The 18,173-nt window shown below is 40.9% G+C and carries 13 protein-coding genes; all 13 read left to right on the forward strand.

All coding sequences use genetic code 11. The annotated features are described in order from the left end of the window. The first annotated feature begins 669 nt into the window (after positions 1–669). The 13 genes from IJE64_RS01055 to IJE64_RS01115 all read left to right on the forward strand — a co-directional run bounded on the left by IJE64_RS01055 (position 670) and on the right by IJE64_RS01115 (position 17,998). Entirely contained in the window at positions 670–6,237 is a 5,568-nt protein-coding gene (locus IJE64_RS01055) for an Ig-like domain-containing protein (protein ID WP_292780773.1), read from the forward strand. A 107-nt stretch (positions 6,238–6,344) separates the two neighbouring features. Next, the gene (locus tag IJE64_RS01060) at positions 6,345–7,226 is read left to right on the forward strand and encodes a hypothetical protein (RefSeq protein WP_292780775.1); all 882 of its coding nucleotides are present in this window, start codon (positions 6,345–6,347) and stop codon (positions 7,224–7,226) included. 179 nt (positions 7,227–7,405) lie between these two features. Next, positions 7,406–7,681, forward strand: a complete 276-nt coding sequence (locus tag IJE64_RS01065) for a hypothetical protein (RefSeq protein WP_292780778.1) — start codon at positions 7,406–7,408, stop codon at positions 7,679–7,681. A gap of 265 nt (positions 7,682–7,946) precedes the next feature. After that, positions 7,947–8,519, forward strand: coding sequence for an XRE family transcriptional regulator (locus IJE64_RS01070; RefSeq protein ID WP_292780781.1), 573 nt, complete (start codon positions 7,947–7,949; stop codon positions 8,517–8,519). Positions 8,520–8,656: 137 nt separating this feature from the next. Continuing rightward, the gene (locus tag IJE64_RS01075; RefSeq protein ID WP_292780784.1) at positions 8,657–10,321 is read left to right on the forward strand and encodes an AMP-binding protein; all 1,665 of its coding nucleotides are present in this window, start codon (positions 8,657–8,659) and stop codon (positions 10,319–10,321) included. A gap of 354 nt (positions 10,322–10,675) precedes the next feature. Further along, positions 10,676–11,197, forward strand: a complete 522-nt coding sequence (locus IJE64_RS01080) for a hypothetical protein (protein WP_292780787.1) — start codon at positions 10,676–10,678, stop codon at positions 11,195–11,197. Positions 11,198–11,213: 16 nt separating this feature from the next. After that, a complete protein-coding gene (locus tag IJE64_RS01085; RefSeq protein WP_292780790.1) occupies positions 11,214–11,564 on the forward strand; it encodes a hypothetical protein in 351 nt (116 codons plus the stop codon). A gap of 119 nt (positions 11,565–11,683) precedes the next feature. Then, positions 11,684–12,703 (forward strand): tetratricopeptide repeat protein, encoded by a 1,020-nt coding sequence (locus tag IJE64_RS01090; protein ID WP_292780792.1) that lies wholly within the window; start codon positions 11,684–11,686, stop codon positions 12,701–12,703. Further along, positions 12,700–13,077, forward strand: coding sequence for a hypothetical protein (locus IJE64_RS01095; RefSeq protein ID WP_292780794.1), 378 nt, complete (start codon positions 12,700–12,702; stop codon positions 13,075–13,077). Before IJE64_RS01090 ends, IJE64_RS01095 begins: the two co-directional genes overlap by 4 nt. Positions 13,078–13,126: 49 nt before the next feature. After that, on the forward strand, positions 13,127–13,399 hold the full coding sequence (locus tag IJE64_RS01100) for a helix-turn-helix domain-containing protein (protein ID WP_292780797.1): 273 nt from the start codon (positions 13,127–13,129) through the stop codon (positions 13,397–13,399). Between the two features lie 77 nt (positions 13,400–13,476). Continuing rightward, positions 13,477–13,986 (forward strand): zinc ribbon domain-containing protein, encoded by a 510-nt coding sequence (locus IJE64_RS01105; RefSeq protein ID WP_292780800.1) that lies wholly within the window; start codon positions 13,477–13,479, stop codon positions 13,984–13,986. A gap of 9 nt (positions 13,987–13,995) precedes the next feature. Next, complete coding sequence (locus tag IJE64_RS01110) at positions 13,996–14,586, forward strand: zinc ribbon domain-containing protein (RefSeq protein WP_292780803.1); 591 nt, start codon at positions 13,996–13,998, stop codon at positions 14,584–14,586. A 277-nt stretch (positions 14,587–14,863) separates the two neighbouring features. Beyond that, positions 14,864–17,998, forward strand: coding sequence for a lectin like domain-containing protein (locus IJE64_RS01115; RefSeq protein WP_292780805.1), 3,135 nt, complete (start codon positions 14,864–14,866; stop codon positions 17,996–17,998). Positions 17,999–18,173: the final 175 nt, after the last annotated feature.

The following is an 18,173-nucleotide window of genomic DNA, read 5'->3' on the forward strand; positions in this document are numbered from 1 at the left end:
ATGATTTCTTTCATCTACAATTTTTTTCTTTTTTTTTACAAGAATTTTTTCTATATCCTACTTGATTGGGACCTAGACCATTCCACCACTTCAAAATTTCCTGCTCAATTATATTAGCTATTCCTGAAGGCATTTGAATACCTCCTATTTGGATTGATGCTCATGTATAGTTTCCTATACATGTAGTCACGAATATTTCATGTTTTATTAATTTTTTAGCGCCTGCGGAAGACCTTATATAGCTGTTCAGGCATATATTAAATTGTAGCAATATGCATTTTTTTTCACTGAGATTGATTCCTGCTTTCCATAAGCGGGGATTCATTTCCTCATTTTTTTATATTTTCGTATACATCCATCATCTTGAATATACTTATTTTTATATGTTATCCTGTTTGCTTGCAGTGATGCTTAATTATTTTCATAGTTAGACATATCTGTTTAATCTACTACATTATAAAATCAATTATCTGTATACCTTCTAATGGCCGAATAATAAATAGTTTTTATAAATATGGCTTTCCTATCTGTCATGATAGTTATATATTTATATGTCTGGGCATAGACTTTAAATTGTATTGAATGTTTTAGGCAAAAACAATACATTTAAAGATTATTCGTTTAATATAAAACATTTTTAGCAAAATATTTTTCAGGGAGTACCGGAATATGGAATACAAAAAAAGCATGATTATAATTATATTGGCTATTTTTCTCGTAAGCATTGCCAGCGTAAGTGCGGCGGATGCGGATGATGCGACAATGGCTAGTGAAGATACAGCACTTATTGAAATGGCTCAAACTGATGCAGTAAGTGTTAATGATGACAGTCAAGCAATTGGACAATCAAATGATGAAGGAATAATAAGTGAAAGAAATGCAGGAACATTTTCTGAACTACAGAATAATATTACTGCAATATCTAGCGGCACATTAGAATTAGGCAGAAACTACGAATATGATGATGGTTTTGATTCTAGCGGAATTAAAATCAATAAAACCATCACTATTGATGGGAAAGGATATACTATAGATGCCAAAGGCAAATCAAGAGTATTTGACATTAAGGCAAGTGATGTAACAATTAAAAATCTAATAATTAAAAACGCCAACTATAATGGCGACGGTGGAGCGGTTTACTTCGGCAGTTCTGGTAGTGTAACAAATTGTAATTTCACTAAAAACAAAGCAACTGGATATGGTGGTGCAGTTTACTTTGATAAATCAGGAAGTGTGTTAAATTGTAATTTTGCTGATAACTCTGCCGAGTATGGTGGTGCTATTGACTTTGAAAAGGAAAGCAATATAAATAATTGTAATTTTACTAATAACGCTGCTTCTAAGCATGGTGGGGCCATCTGGATATACTCTGGTACTGTAGCAAATTGTAATTTCACTCTTAACAAAGCTTCTGATAGCGGTGGTGCAGTTTTCTTTAAGCAAAAGGGTAAAGTAATAGATTGTAATTATGTTAATAATATTGCCAAATTTGGTGGTGCTGTTGACTTTGAAAAGGAAAGCAATATAAATAATTGTAATTTTACTAATAATATTGCTTCCATTGATGGTGGTGCTATCAATATGGTTTCAGGTAATGTGTCAAATTGTAATTTTACTAATAATTCCGCTGAAGTTGGTGGTGCAGTTTTCTTATGGTATAATACTAGTAATGTGACAAATTGTAATTTTGCAAATAACATAGTATCTAATCGTGGTGGAGCAATTTACTTTTTGGATCCTGGTAATGTATTAAATTGTAATTTTATTGGAAACACTGCTTCTAAGTATGGTGGAGCTATCTATAGTTATGTTGATTTGGGTGTTACTGCAGATACATGTATTTTTAAAACAGATTCAGATACAACTTATCAAACACGTATTCTTCCGCCTACACTGAATGTTGGTAATTTCACAATACTTTATAATTCCGGTGAGAAATTAACATTTGACTTGAAAACAAACAGCGGCAAGCCTGTAGATAATGGAAACATCTCAATAAGCATATACTATAAAAATAATGATAGCTGGGTTGGCAATTACAGTTGTTTAAGCGGTGAAGGATGGACTGTAGATTTGCCGGTCGGTTATTATTATGCTATTTTCAATACGGAATATGCAGAATTCAAACCAATCAAGAGAACAATAACAATTATAATTATTCCAAAAAGTACATTCTGGGTATTGAATCATACAATCAATGCCAATGATGCTTCCGAAGTTAATCTGACAAATGATTATTATTTTGATCCAGCTTATGATGAGGAATTTGCAAAAGGTATTGTTATTAATAGGCCAGTAACAATCAACGGTAACGGATACACAATAGATGCCAAAGGCCAAGCAAGAGTATTTAATGTTCAAGCAGATGATGTGACTATTGAAAATCTAACTATTGAAAATGCTAATGCTAATGATGCTGGTGGAGCAGTTTACTTTGCTAAATCCGGTAGGGTGATAAATTGTAATTTTACTAATAACGCTGCTAGATATGGGGGTGCAGTTTACTTTAATAGTAATGGTGATGTAACTAATTGTAATTTTACAAATAACACTGCATCTAGTCGTGGTGGTGCTATTGACTTTGAAGGTTCTGGTACTGTATCAAATTGTAATTTTACAAATAACACTGCATCTAGTCGTGGTGGTGCTATTGACTTTGAAGGTTCTGGTACTGTATCAAATTGTAATTTTACAAATAACACTGCATCTAGTCGTGGTGGAGCAATTTACTTTAGTAGTTCAGGTTCTACCCATACTGTTGAAAATTGTAATTTTACTAATAACACTGCTGGTGATTATTGGGGTGGTGCAATTTGCTTCTACAGTTCTGGTACTGTTGAAAATTGTAATTTTACTAATAATCAAGTAAGTATAGGTGGTGGTGGTGCAGTTTGCTTCTATGAGGATGGTGCTGTGGTAAATTGTAATTTCACTGACAATAAAGCGACTATTGGTTCTGCAATTTACTTCAACAAGCATTCTTCACATACTCTCACTATTTCAAATTCTACTTTTTTAAATAATAGGGCAAATGCAGAATCTTTAGAAGTTACCAAAAATGAAAACAATATTACAATCACATTTATGGGTCAGAATAACCTTTTAAATGCGATTTATTCTAGAGATAATGCTGAAGTCACCTTTAACAATGTGACATATTGGGGTGCAAACGGAATTACAACTATCAGTTCCACCAAGTCCGGGTCCAATAAGGAAGCAGGTCAAAACATAACAATTGGAGTAGTTGCTAATGATAAACTTGTTATAAATGAGGTTAAAGTCACAGATGAGAACGGTACAATTGTTTTGGATATAATTGCTAGTGAAAACTATTATATCAGTGTCCGCCACGATGAGGATTCCTACTACACCGGAGCCGAAACAATAAAAACAAACATGAAATTCCATGTTAACGTTACTGAAATAAAAACCACAAATAAGACTGTAAATATTACTGCAAAATCCAATATTATAAAAAATGAAATTATATCTGGTAAATTACTATTTATCTTACCAAATGGCACTGAAATTAATGCAACTTATGCTGATGGCGGCATCTGGTGGGCGGAACACACATTTGACGATTATGGAGATTATCAGGTCAATGCATCATATATCGGATTAAGCAATGTAACCGTAAACTATGCCACTATAAGTATTGTTAAAGCCAATTCAACCGTTAATGTCAGTGATGTTGTTCTGTATTATGGCGAAACTAAAAACGTCACTGTTACGGCTGAAGGCGCAACTGGAATCACAGCTAAAATCAATGAAAATAACGTTACTGTTGTCAACAATTATACAATTCCGATTTCTGGCTTGGATGTTGGCAACTACACATTGGCAGTAACAACAATCCCTGACGAAGACCATAACTCTGCAACCAAAAAAGTCAACATTACAGTAAACAAGGCACCTGCTGAAATTACAATTGCCAGTTCTACCGGTGAAATGTCTATTGGTGCAATGGGGCATGTTTCAGCTGAATTAAGTCCTTCTGATGCAGGTAATTTAAGTTATGCTTCAAATGACACCCGTGTCGTTAGCGTATCATCAACCGGTGTAATCAAGGCTAACGGAGCAGGTACTGCTCTAATTACTGTTTCATTTGCAGGCAATGACAACTATGCTGCAGCCGAAAACAAGACAGTTACAATAACTGTCAACTTGAATGATGCCAGCGTCAGTGTGAATAACTCTACCTTGGATTTATTCGTTGGCGATAACTTCGCTATTGTTGCCACTACTGATCCTGTCGGCTTGAATGTTACTTATGTTCCTGATAACTCTGGTGTTGTCAGCGTTGAAAATGGTGTTGTCACTGCATTGAAAGAAGGTAATGCCACTATTATGGTTAAAGTTGGTGGAGATGGTGTTTATGCTGAAAATTCAACTGAAGTGACTGTAACAGTAAGCAGAATAGCTACCAATATTACTCTAGGGAATGAGACTATTGAACTGAAAGCATATAAAAGTGTTGGCGATTTGGCAACATTATCTCCTGCGGAGGCAGGAAATCTAACATACGCATCAAGTGATGAAGAAATTGCACTGGTATCAGAAGACGGCATCATCTATGCACGCACCAAAGGTACTGCCACAGTCACTGTTTCCTTTGCAGGCAACGATAAATACAAAGCGGCTGAAAATAGAACCATTACAGTTAATGTAACCTTGAATGATGCAAGCGTCAGCGTTGAAAACGATACGATAGATCTAAATGTTGGTGATACCTGCATAATTGATGCTACAGCCAATCCAAGGTTCCTGACTGTTTACTATGCCTCAAGCAATGAATCCGTTGCTACAGTCACTGATTATGGTAATGTAAAAGCCGTAGGTGAAGGTACAGCCATAATTACATTAACTGTCGGCAATGGCGAAACCTATGCTGTCAATTCCACAAATGTAACTATAACTGTAAGCAAAATACCTACTGAAATCAATATTGATCCTGCTTCACTGGACTTGTTTGTCGGTGATGAGACTGTCATTGTCGCTAATCTGACTCCAGCCGGTGCAGGTAATGTCACTTTCACATCCAGTGATTATGATGTTGTTGATTTTGATGATGAATGCAATGTTATTGCTCAAGGTAAAGGTCAAGCAATTATCACTGTTTCCTTTGCAGGCGATAATAAATATGCAGCTGCTGAAAACAAGACTATCACTGTAACTGTTAGCTTGAATGATGCCAGCGTCACTGTTGACAACGACACTTTGGATTTGAATGTTGGCGAAACATATGCAATCAATGCTACCAAAAGTCCTGATACAATATTGCTTGATATCGCCTACACTTCCAGCAATAACTCTGTTGCTACTGTGAATGAAAATGGTGTTGTCACTGCTGTTGGCGAAGGCACTGCAATCATCACAGTTGAAGTCGGTGATGGCGAAATCTATGCTATAAATTCAACAAACGTCACTGTCACCGTAAGCAGGATTCCAACAGAAATTGATGCAGACCCTATCACTGCAACCTACAATGCCGACAAGTATCTGGTAATTACATTGAAAGACGCTAACGGCACTCCTATAAGCTGTGAGAACATAACTGTTGATGTAAACGGCGTCGAAACATACCGCACTGATGAGAACGGTTCCGTCAAGGTTTCAACCAATGGATTGGCTTCCGGCATCTATGATGCAAAGATAACCTTCAACGGTAGCGCCAAGTATTACAACTCAGCAAAAGCGGTTAACGTCACAATCAAAAAGGCGACACCTGTGATTAATGCGACCGCAAAGACATTCAAGACAACAGACAAGACCAAGAAATACATGGTAATCCTTAAGGACAGCAACGACAATCCGATGGCAAACGCAACAGTCACCCTTAAGGTCAACAGCAAGACATACTATGCAAAAACAGATGAAAACGGCCAGGCAACATTCCGCCTCACAAAACTGACCAGGGCCGCAACATACACAGCCGCAATAACCTACAGGGGAGACGACAACTACAGTAAGGTGTTCAAAAAGGTTAAACTGACCGTGAAAACTGGCTTCAAGACAGTGTCCAAAGGAAGCAAGGACAAGGCAATCGTCAAAAAGATACAGGTGGCCTTGAAAAGCAATGGCTACTACATCAAGTCCAACGGCCATAAACTTAAAGTCGACGGCATTTACGACATCTACACCGAAAAGGCCGTCAAGCAGTTCCAGAAAGCCAACGGATTGAAGGTCACTGGAAAAGTGGATGAGAATACCGCTTTAAAACTTGGAATAATTTAAAAATAGGGATTGATATCCTTATTTTCTCATTTCTTTTTTTAAAATCATTCTTCTAAATTTAAATTATTTATATGATGTTTAACAAACATTACACGTGAGGTTTTTTGATGGATAGAAAGCATGTTTCATTGAGAATCAACAGTACATTCTATGACATGTTCGGGGAGTACCTGCTTTTCATAAGGGAGGTCTATCCCGAAGTCAGGGAAATCTGCCTGAAGCACGGCATTGACGTTTCCTATGAGGACGTTGCATTTTCCGTGCCTGAAGAGGCATTCACCCGCAGGATCATATTGCAGGACTTGAGATGCATAGATGCCGACAGGACAATTTTCATCTGCTTCAGGGGCCAGAAACTGGGATGGAGGCCATGCCCGAATGACATTGACGGCCTTACATTGGATGAGTATCCTGAACTTGTTGACTTTATTGGAAACGTTTCAATCACAGAGTTGGCCATCATGCATGCCCTAACGCCGTTCGACAAGTGCATCGACGGCAAGCTGACCGAGCTTCCTCCAGTAAAGCATGCTCTTTTTTATTTCAGAAATCCTGGATATCTCAATGGCATTGACAACTCTCAAATCACCCACTACATCAACCAGTCCAACGGAATGGACAAGGAAGTCATGGACATGGAAATCGCAAAGGCAAAGGACCTGATTTATGAGACCAAGCAGGAAGTCGATGAGGATGCCGATAATCGTCACTGCATCAACATCCGCCAGTACGATGCAAGATGGGATTCCGGTCTCGACATTGAGGCGATGATGCTTGACTACACCATGGAATATGAGAAGATCTATAAGGAGTCCTTGGATTACTTTGTCGGAATCCACACGCAGTATCTTCCGGATGAGAAGCGAGGGTCTTTGACCGATTTCACCTTTGAGGGCAGTCCTCTCAAGGATGCCCTGGTCGAGGACATCATAAACGCCCTGAAGATGGAGTTTCCGGAGAACTTCGGGATTGATTTTATCTTAAAATAGCAAGGGCCTTTTTCTAGTTTTAATATTGCTGTCGTTGGCAAGTATTGCTTTATTTGTGGAGAATTTCCTTTAAATAAAAGAAAAAATATTTATTTAATTAGGTTAATATCTTTAAGCATTGATTTTAAAGCCCTGAATTCTCATATAAACTTGCAAAAGTATGTTGACAGGTGATCTTTTTGAAAAAGGTTTATGAAAATTTGGATGATACTCAAAGGATTTTCATGGATGAGCTTGAGGATTTCACTGGAAGATATGACTTTTTAGGTGAAATCACCTTGACGGTGGAGCCGGATATAGATACAATGGATTTCATCTACTCTTTTGAAAATCTTAATGGAAAACGGATGGATGAGTTGGGCTCGACTGTGGTTGAGATTTCAAGGCACATGAGGGAATTTTCCAAACGCAATGATATCTATGACTATTTTGTGGATGTCTGCTTTTTCCTATAGCTGACGATTAGATGGATATTGCCAAATGCCCTCAATATCAACTGTATCCGCTAACACGACATTTGCAAACTTTAAATCTGATAAGGTTGCTTTTTATATGCAAAATTTATTTCAGATTGAACATTTTTTCACTCTCTTTTAATGAATGATTTGTGAAATTAAACGGAATGTACCTAATTTTAGGTTACTTTTAAATAGCTTGTCAAATATATCTATAAATACTTAAATTGTTTTAAGTGTAGATTCAAAGAAATTGTGTGAAAATATGACAAACGAGGATTTTGCAAAAAAAATTAAGGACATAAGAGAAAGACAGGACATGTCTATAGAGGAACTGGCCCAAAGAAGCGGCGTTAAGCAGGAGGTTCTGGAGGCCATGGAAGCGGGTGAAGTCATACCGTCACTCACTCCATTGACCAAGATGGCAAGGGCTCTGGGCGTTCGCCTGGGCACATTTTTAGACGACACCCCTGAACTCGGGCCTGTCGTGACCCGTGGAGGGGTAACCGAAAACTCACTGTACTTCTCAGGAAGGGAAGACGTTACAAATGCCACAAACCTTGAGTTCCACTCACTGGGTGCAGGAAAGATAGACAGAAACATAGACCCGTTCATGATAGACATCAAGTATGAGAAGGGCGAAAAGGAGCTTTCATCTCACGAGGGTGAGGAGTTCATCTATGTTCTTGAAGGCCAGATTGAGGTCATCTACGGAAAGGACACTTTCACAATCGGTGAAGGCGACACAATATTTTATGACTCAGCGGTCCCTCATCACCTTCATGCGACCGGCGAAAACGACGCTAAGATATTAGCTGTACTTTACACTCCATACTGAGGTTGTCAAGATGAGTAAAATAACTTTAAAGCCAAAAAGAAATCACACACAGGACTTGGATTTGCACTTGGGATTGCATTAGAGGTTTGCATTATTGGGAGAAGTTATTTTATTGAAATTATCATGAGGTGAAAAGCATGTCTGAACTATTTACAGAGCTTCCGTTAGGGAAGTTTTACGAATCAATGGTTGAAAAGCAGCCAGACCACGAATTTATCGTTTATCCGGATAGGAACTTAAGATTTACATATAAGGAATTTGATGAAAGGGTAGATAACCTAGCAAAGGGAATGCTGGCTATCGGAATTGAGAAGGGAGATCATGTGGGAATATGGGCCAAGAACGTGCCTGAATGGCTCACCTACATGTTCGCAACAGCAAAAATAGGCGCAACAATCGTGACCGTCAACACCGCCTACCAGTCACATGAGCTTGAATACGTGCTCAAGCAGTCCGACATGAAGGCGTTGGCAATGACCGACGGGTTCAGGGACACAAGCTATTTCGACATCATTCACGGACTGGTCCCTGAAATGAAGAACTGCGCACGTGGAAACCTCGTAAGCGAGAAGTTCCCTCACCTGAAGTTCATCTTCCATGTGGGCCAGGAAAAGCACAGGGGAATGTACAACACCAACGAGCTGCTCCTCTTGGGAATGAGCTATGATGATGAAAAGTATCAGGAAATAAAGGACTCCGTCACACAGCATGACGTGATAAACATGCAGTACACATCAGGAACTGAAGGGTTCCCTAAGGGCGTCATGCTCACTTCAAGAAACATCGTCAACGACGGTTACTACATAGGAGAGAACATGAACTACTCCCCTGAGGACAGGCTTCTGCTTCAGGTGCCTCTTTTCCACTGCTTCGGGACAGTTCTTGGCGTGATGGCAGTGATAACCCACGGCTCCACCATGGTTGTGCTTGAGGAATACGACCCTCTTCTTGCGATATCATCAATCCAGAAGGAGAAGTGCACATCAATCTACGGGGTTCCGACAATGTTCATAGGCATGATGAACCATCCGATGTTCGAGATGTTCGACATGAGCTCACTTAGGACTGGAATCATGGCGGGCTCCACATGCCCTGTCGAGACCATGAAGGATGCCATCGAGAAGATGAACATGAAGGAGATCACCAGCGTCTACGGCCTCACCGAAGCCGCTCCGGGCTTCACCCAGACAAATGCCGCCGACTCTTTCGAGAAGAAAATCAACACTGTCGGGCGCAAGTTCCCGAACATCGAGGTAAAGATTGTCGATCCCGAAACTGGGGAGGAAGTCGGCGTCGGAGAGCCGGGCGAGATCATGTGCAGGGGATTCAACGTCATGAAGGGATACTACAACATGCCAGAAAAGACCGCAGAGACAATCGAGCCTGACGGATGGCTTCACTCAGGAGACCTTGCTACAGTCGATGAGGACGGATACTATTCCATTGTCGGACGTATCAAGGACATGATTATCCGTGGAGGGGAAAACATCTATCCGCGTGAAATCGAGGAGTTCCTTTTCACCCATGAATGCGTTCAGGATGTGCAGGTTGCAGGCATTCCGGATGAGAAGTACGGTGAAATTGTGGGGGCATTCATCATAAAAGAGGAAGGCTTTGACGATGTCACTGAAGCCGACATACGCGATTTCTGCATAGGCTCAATCGCAAGGTACAAGGTGCCTAAATACGTCTTTTTCGTTGACGAGTTCCCGCTCACCACAAGCGGAAAGATCCAGAAGTACAAGCTAGGTGATCTGGGGCTCAAGTACCTGGATGAAAGGCGCCAGAGAGGGGAGCTTTAGGCCCCTTCAAACATTTACTTTTTTTTTAAATTTCATTTTTTGGGAAATATTTCCCTGAAATCAGAAACTTTATATATCACCTGAAGACATAATTATATATAGATACTTAAATTGATATAAGCTGACCACACCATTATATCGAAGAAATTTGCCTATATACGAATTCAACTGTTTTAGGGAGTTGATAACAATGCCACAAGCATACAAAACTATTGCATGGAGCGTAGTGTTCTTTTAAACTTTATTGTCGCTTAATCGAACCCGCCGGATTAAGCTTAGAAAACCTTTGTAATCCGACCTGTCTAGATTTCATTCTAGATAAGAAACTTGACTATCATCATTAGAGGAGAAAACATGCAAATCATCAGAGAGAATAATATTGATGTAAGAAGAACAGTTATAAGAGCAGTGAACAACCATCCCGAATTCCATTTCTTTGTAGACGAGCTGACAAAAGACGGCTGCATGCCGACCTATGCGGGCATAGCCGATGAGAAGTACACATACGACAGCATGGATGACGGTTTTTTCGAATTCATCGAAAGGAAAATAGCATCCGAGGGCATCTATTTGAGAATCTGCTATCTGACAGGTGAAATCACTGGCGGCGAGGCGGTTTTCACAATTGAAATCGCAGGTGATGAAAAGACTTTCGGGACAAATGACCTTGATTCTGTTCATTTCATTGACCTTGCTGACTACGGAATAAAAATCAGGGGCGATGAGATTACCTTGGGGGCCACAGTCGATGAGGCCGGCCAGACCCCGTATTTTGCCGAGTTCGGATCCGGAAGGCCTGGCGGGAAGTATCTGTCGCTTGAAAATCCATTGAACAGGTTCATCATCGCACTGATCGATGACTTTTTGAGGATGTAGGATTTTCGAGGTGGGCATGTTAGATTTCGCAGGATACGCACAGGAGATCATTGATTTTGTAAATGCTGACACGTTGAAGGCAATCGATTGGGGCGTCCTTGATCTGGACCAAGTAAGGGATTTGGAGCTTAGGCAAATCATGCTTGCAATCGAAGAGGAACTGGAAGTTGAACTTAAGAGAAATTATGAGGAAAATGGCACTGGAATTTTCAGGGTATCGAAATTCAGGCAATTCTGGTGTTATGAGGAAAGGGGATATGTGATAAGGGCTCGAAGTTTGAGCGAGCTTAAGGAAATTGTTGAAAGTCAAAATAGAATATGGTATGTATTTGATTATGAATTATTTGAAATTTCAAGTGAAATTTAGTTAATCTGACAGCGGTTCGGCCATGTTTTTTTTGCATCTCGTTTCACTTCTGACTCCTATATCACTTTTTTTCATGGCCGAACCGTAATAATATTTAGGGGCGTTCATAAAGATATAATATGATGAACCCTCTGAACATTCCTGATGAATATGTCCTATCAAGAGGCGACGGCGAAATCGCCTATAGCTTTAATTTTACTGTTTTTGAATTTAAAGATAAGGTCAGGTTTCAGGTGGATGATATCAAGACCTCCTGGATGGGCATTGATGACTTTTTTATCGCAAGAATTCAGTTCGAAAGGCTGAACAGGTGCTTTCTGGAAAAGCACCTCAGAAGGGAAATCGAGATAAGGAACGTCATTGATGAGGGCATCTCCTATCTTGAGGCCGAAAGGTATCCTAAAGCCATCAAATGCTTTGATGAGGCGATATGCTATGACGACGCTTATGCGGAGGCGTTGCTTTTGAAGTCAAGGGCGCTTTTCAAACAGTCACACTATGTCAAGGCCTTAAGGCATTACAGGAAGGCTGTGATGGCGGATAACAATTTAAGGGATGTCGATTATCATAAGCTATTGCTTAAAAAGTCAAACGAGGAGAGGGACAATTTCCCGCCAATCAAGCGCAATATCTATGCCGGAGACGAGCATTTCGCAAGGGGCGAGTATGAGGATGCCTTTGAAAGCTACGACAAGGCGCTTTCAAGCCCTTCCAGTTTCAAGTCTAAAATCATATCCAAGCTATTGAACAAGAAGGCTTCAACATTAATCAAGCTTAAAAGGTATGGAGATGCTTTGGATTGTTTTAATGAATCATTGAATGTTAAAGATACCGATTGCGCACGTTTCGGCTCAGGCTTGTGCCGGTACCACTTGGGTTTGGAACTGAACGATTCCTTTTTGGGCGAGCTGAAGATTCCAAGAAGGCTGAAGCTTAAAAGGGCACTGATTTTAGATGACATTAAAATGCATGATGAGTCCATCAAATGCATAGATGACATGATGAACAGCTATTTTTTTGTAGATGATTTGTATCTAACGGCACTTTCACAAAAGATTGCAATATTGAATGGCTTTGGTCTAGATGCATCCGCATGTGAAAAGGTATTTAAAACTCTAAAGAAAGATTATTATACATGAAATTTTCAGGATTTTTGAACGTCTACCTGATGGACGACATGAGCTGGAAATACGTTTTCGGTGAGAAATCCCACACTGCCTCAAACCTGAAGGACCTGGAGTTTCTGGTTAGGATGCACGGCCTCAAGTGGAGCATCCTTGATGAGGAGCTGGCCCATAAATCCGTTGAAGAGGACAAGCAATCCAATTATACCGGATTTTTGAACGTCTACAGAAAGGACGATTTATGGCACTATAGGGGCACAGGCTTGAAGTCCCATAGCCTGCAGACATTGAAAAAGAATGCCGAAAGGCAGGGCCTTGAGTGGAGGCAGACCGACAGGCAGCTTGCCGAAAAGAACTGGAAGCTCGATGTGCGAAAGTACAGCAGGTAACTGTAATATTTATATCATGTTACTAACATAGTATAGAACAGGTGAACTTATGGATGATGAAATGTTAAAAAAGATGGCTTATATTGGCATCTCTTCTTACAGGACAAAGGCGGCAAAGACGCTCAAGGACGATGTCAAGACTCCGACAAAGATCGCCAAGGACACTGGAATCAGGAGAAATCATATCTCAAAGGTCCTTCGCGAGCTGAAGGAATCAGGCGTTGCGGAGTGCATCAATGAGGAGGTCCATCGTGGAAGGCTCTATCGCCTGACAAGCGTTGGCGATGAAATTGTCGATGAGCTCATTCGCCATGAAGATTAATTATTAATACTCATTTGTATAAAGATATATATTATGTGAAAATATTTCTTATTTTCAGTTAGGAAAATGGTGATTTTATGAATGAAAATTTTAAATCTAAGCTTACTTATGAGAAGAAAGCATGGTTTGGGATAGTGCCTATAATTGCCATGGTCGCAATGATGGGTGCGGGCATTTTGTATCTCGATGCAGTGAGATGCATACTGGTGCTCCTGCCGGCAATATTTCTGGTGCTCCCATATGAGAAATTAAGGCACAATGAGGCTTTGGCCATCGTGTGCGGAATTGTTGTAGTGATAAGCCTGCTCTTCTATATATGGACACTTATATCATATAATTCAGGTTTCTATTTTTATATCAGTTATGGACAACTGTATATTGTGATACATGTTTTAATTATAGCATTGCACGTTTATGAGCTGTTCTGCTCATATCTCCTGTTCATTCCAACAGATGGCTCAGTCGGAAACGCTGCAATTCCAAACGCCAATATGAATGCGGCTGCGAATACAAGATTCTGCAAAGAATGCGGTGCAAAAGTCAATGCAAACTTGACTTTCTGTTCACAATGCGGGAAAAAACTGTAGGTGATTCAAATGACTTTTGATGGTTTCAAATCCAAAATTACTTTTGACAACAAGACACTCTTCGGACTGGCTCTTATTCTTGCATGCATTGTCCTTTATAGATTCAACATGCTATACAACGATTTCGTAAGGGCCATGATAATCGCATTGCCTGGAATATTCCTTATAGTTCCGAAAGACACTATCAAGTTCAACAAGATTCTGGCCATTATATGCGCAATACTTCTTGTGATATGTCTGGCATCAGCGTTCTATTCCCTGTATGACACACTGGCAAATTACATATTCGGCTCACACTATTACTCATCCTATTACTCCAGCTATTACTCATATTCATACTACACTCCTTCATATAGCAATGGATACTGGTACTTGGCTGAGGACATATGCCTGATAATATTGTCATTCTACGGACTGTTCTGCTCATTCCTCTTGAGCATAGACACCGATGGAATCGAAAACAGAAATCCTGCCTTGGGCAATGTTGCAGCATTGCAGCAAGCACCTGCCCAGCAAAACACCGCCAAATTCTGCAAAGAATGCGGTACCGAAGTTCAGGGCAATGCCCCGTTCTGTCCGGAATGCGGAAAGAAACTTTAGATGAGTTTTAAACTCATTTTCTTCTTTTTTTTAATTTTTCATGAATTAAATTATTTTTAATTGCAAAGCATGCTTTTGATGATTCCTGTTTTGCCATCAATGGAATGCATTTTGAGTTTCATGACATTTTAGTAAACCTTGACTCCTTTTTCAATTGGAAAAGCAGCTGTTGCATATAATTTGTAGCATGAAAACCGTATAATCTATATTGTAGAAACCGTATAATTTATAGTATATTATAATTATAAAATTTTTCAAATTCAATAGGGGAAACAAAATGAAAGTCAAATCTGAAATCTTTGTAATTCTGATTGTTGTCTGCATCCTGTTGAGCGTTTCGGCCGTTTCGGCAAGCGAAATCACCTCCGGCATTGATGGGAACAGCAATCAACACTCAAGCATGGAAGCGAATTGGGATTTGAATCTGAGTTCAGGGGGAGATGGAGGCAGTTTTGAGGATGAATCATCCTTCACTGCCCTTTCCAGGGACATCAACGAATCCGGTGAGGGGCTGAAATTAACCCATGACTACAGGTTCAATGAAAGCATTGACAAGGTCAATCTGGAAAAATGGGGCTTTATCCTGGTTTCTGTAGTTAAGGACAAGTTTGTGATTGACGGTGAAGGTCATGTCATTGACGGTGCCGGAAGCGGAGCATCCCTTTATCTTCCAAATGCCAAAGGGGAAATCGTCATCAATGATGTGACCTTCAAAAACTTCAACGTATCGGTCCTGTCAAACTATGGAAAGGTCACATTGAACAATGTCAGTTTCACAGGATTCAATAACTCGAACAGTGACATGATCGTGTCATATTCCGATTCCGAGCTTGTTGCAAACAACTGCAGTTTCCATTCAAACCTGGCCAACCATATGATAAAGGGTGAATATTCAAGAACAACCGTCAGCGATTCAAGATTTTATGGAAACTGCAATGGGGGAGCCGCAATTTTTACAAGCAGATGGCAGCTGATCGTTACCAACTCCTCCTTTGAGGACTTCACATACAGGAACGGCGCCATAATCGAGTTCAAGGGGGACCGCTTTGAGCTTTCAGGCTCAAGGTTCGTGCATTCCCGTTCCAACTTAAGCGGAGGGGCAATTCTTGCAAAGTATTTCCCGAATATCTATTCAAGTGAGCCGGTCATGAATTATCCGTTTGTGTTCAGGGACTGCGTGTTCGAAAATCTCTCATGCGGAAACGATGGAGGGGCAATTCACATTGACCTTGATTCCGCCTCCCATAACATTCCTAAAACCATGAATGTCATTAATTCCAATTTCACTGGCTGCAGCGCCAGGTTCGGAGGGGCGATATCAATCCTTGGCGGAACATTGAACGTCTTTGAATGCAATTTTGAAAACAACACTGCAGGCTTTGAGGGGGGAGCGATATATTCCTCCTGGACCAATCTCAACATCACAGGCTCAAGCTTCATCTGCAATCTCGCCGCTGAAACTGCCGGAGCGATATACTTCGACAAGCACAATCTGACAATCGCAGGGTCCTCTTTCAGGGACAATAGGGCTCACGGCGAGTCATCCGATGCGACAAATGCAATCTATGCGCATGAGGTTGATTTATGCTTCTCGGATTGTGTCTTTGAGAATGGAGGACTTTCAGTCTATGCGGACTTTGCAGGCGATTGCGAACTTGAAAACGTCGAGAAAAACGATGACATATTCCTTCTGGACAACCATGACTATATCCTCAGCATCGAAAACAGGGGAATCAGGATCAATCTCACATGCAATGAAATAGTGGTCGATGAGCTTCCATCCAAGTTTGATGCTCGTGACTGGGGATGGGTAACACCGGTAAAGGTTCAGGGGGACAACGATGACTGCTGGGCATTTGCCACAGTGGCGTCACTTGAAACCTCCCTTCTCAAATCAACCGGAGTCGCATACAACCTATCCCAGAACTATGTACAGAAGTTGCAGCTGAAATACTATGATGTAGGCGATTTGAGAAACAGCCTGACCGGATTTTCATACAGCGGCCTGGGCTATGCATTGAGCTGGTACGGAGTCCTTGCCATGGACAGTGAATACGATGACCGTGGAATGATTACAGATGTTGACATGGACACGGAGAGGATTCACCTGCAGGATGCCATTTTCATCTACACAGGATTGAACGATACCATAGACCAATTGAAAAGGGCCATACTGAAATATGGAGCGGTATCTGTTCAAAAGTGGGTGAATGAGCCTGAAGAGGAAATACCGACTGAAGGCGAGGACATCGCCATCATGGATCACGACACACATTTCGTTTCACTCATAGGATGGGACGACAGTGTTCCAATCCACGATGACCAGAAAGGCGTTTGGATAGCCAAGGATTCCCTGTACGGCTTCAGCCCGCTTGCATACACCACTTTCCCGCAGATAGACTATTATGCAATTGCACCCCAAAGGGTTGCAGTGGCCTACATCTTCGAGAATACTGTTGATTACCATGTCAACTATCAGACAGATCTCACCTGCCTTGCGGGCTTTGATGAAAACTACACATACTATTCAAATGAGTTCACATCAGAATATGACGAGCTCATCGGAGCGGTGGGAACCTACTTCAACGAGTCCGGAATCGACTATTCGTTTGATGTTTTCATCAATGGCGAAAAGGTCCATTCCCAGAGTGGAACCAGCGAGTTTGCAGGCTTCAGGACAATCGTTTTAAGTAAGTACATTCCAATCAGGGAAGATGACATCTTCAAGGTAGTGTTTAAAAGCAATTCGGTTCCATACCAGGCATGGTCAAGGGTGCATTACCTGAACGGCACATCTCTGGCAAGCGATAATGGCGAAAGCTGGACGGATTTTGCATTATTGAACAAAACAGTTTGTCTCAAGGTCTACACCGTTAGGGACGATAGTGAAGTGATAGGCAACAGGGACATTGCAGTGGACTATTCTTCAGGCTCATGCTTCAGCGTTAAGGTCGTGACTGCTGACGGCCATGCTGTAGGCGCCGGTGCCATAGTCAAGTTCACAATCAACGGCAAGACTGTCTCAGTTAGGACAAACAGCAACGGAGTCGCCAAAATCAAGATAACGCAGGCTCCGGGCAAGTACACCATCAAGACAACCTACAATGGAAAGACCTTCAAGAACACTGTCAACGTAAAGCACGTTCTGACTGCATATAAGCTCACTGTCAAAAAGACTGCAAAGAAATTCACCTTGAAGGCAACACTTAAAATCAACGGAAAGCTCCAGAAAGGCAAGCTGGTGTCATTCAAGCTCAACGGCAAGACCTATAAGGTCAAGACCAATGCAAAAGGTGTTGCGCAAAAGACCTTGCGCAAGAATGTCATAAAGAAGCTCAAGAAAGGCAAGACATACACTGTCAAGGTGACTTACATCAAGGACACAGTAAAATCCAGCGTCAAAGTCATGTAGATGATACATTTCATCTACTCTATTTTTTCATTTTTGCTGATTATCGGTAGGATTGGCCCAATTTCTGTTTTTGTATCTGCCATTTTTAGGTCTTATTTTCAGTTGCACGATATTTTCGCAAATCTTGACTGCTTTCACAGTTAATGGAGATCATGTGCATGATTTCTAGTGTGAA

Origin of the sequence: Methanobrevibacter sp. (assembly GCF_017409525.1) — an archaeon.
Lineage (GTDB): Archaea > Methanobacteriota > Methanobacteria > Methanobacteriales > Methanobacteriaceae > Methanocatella.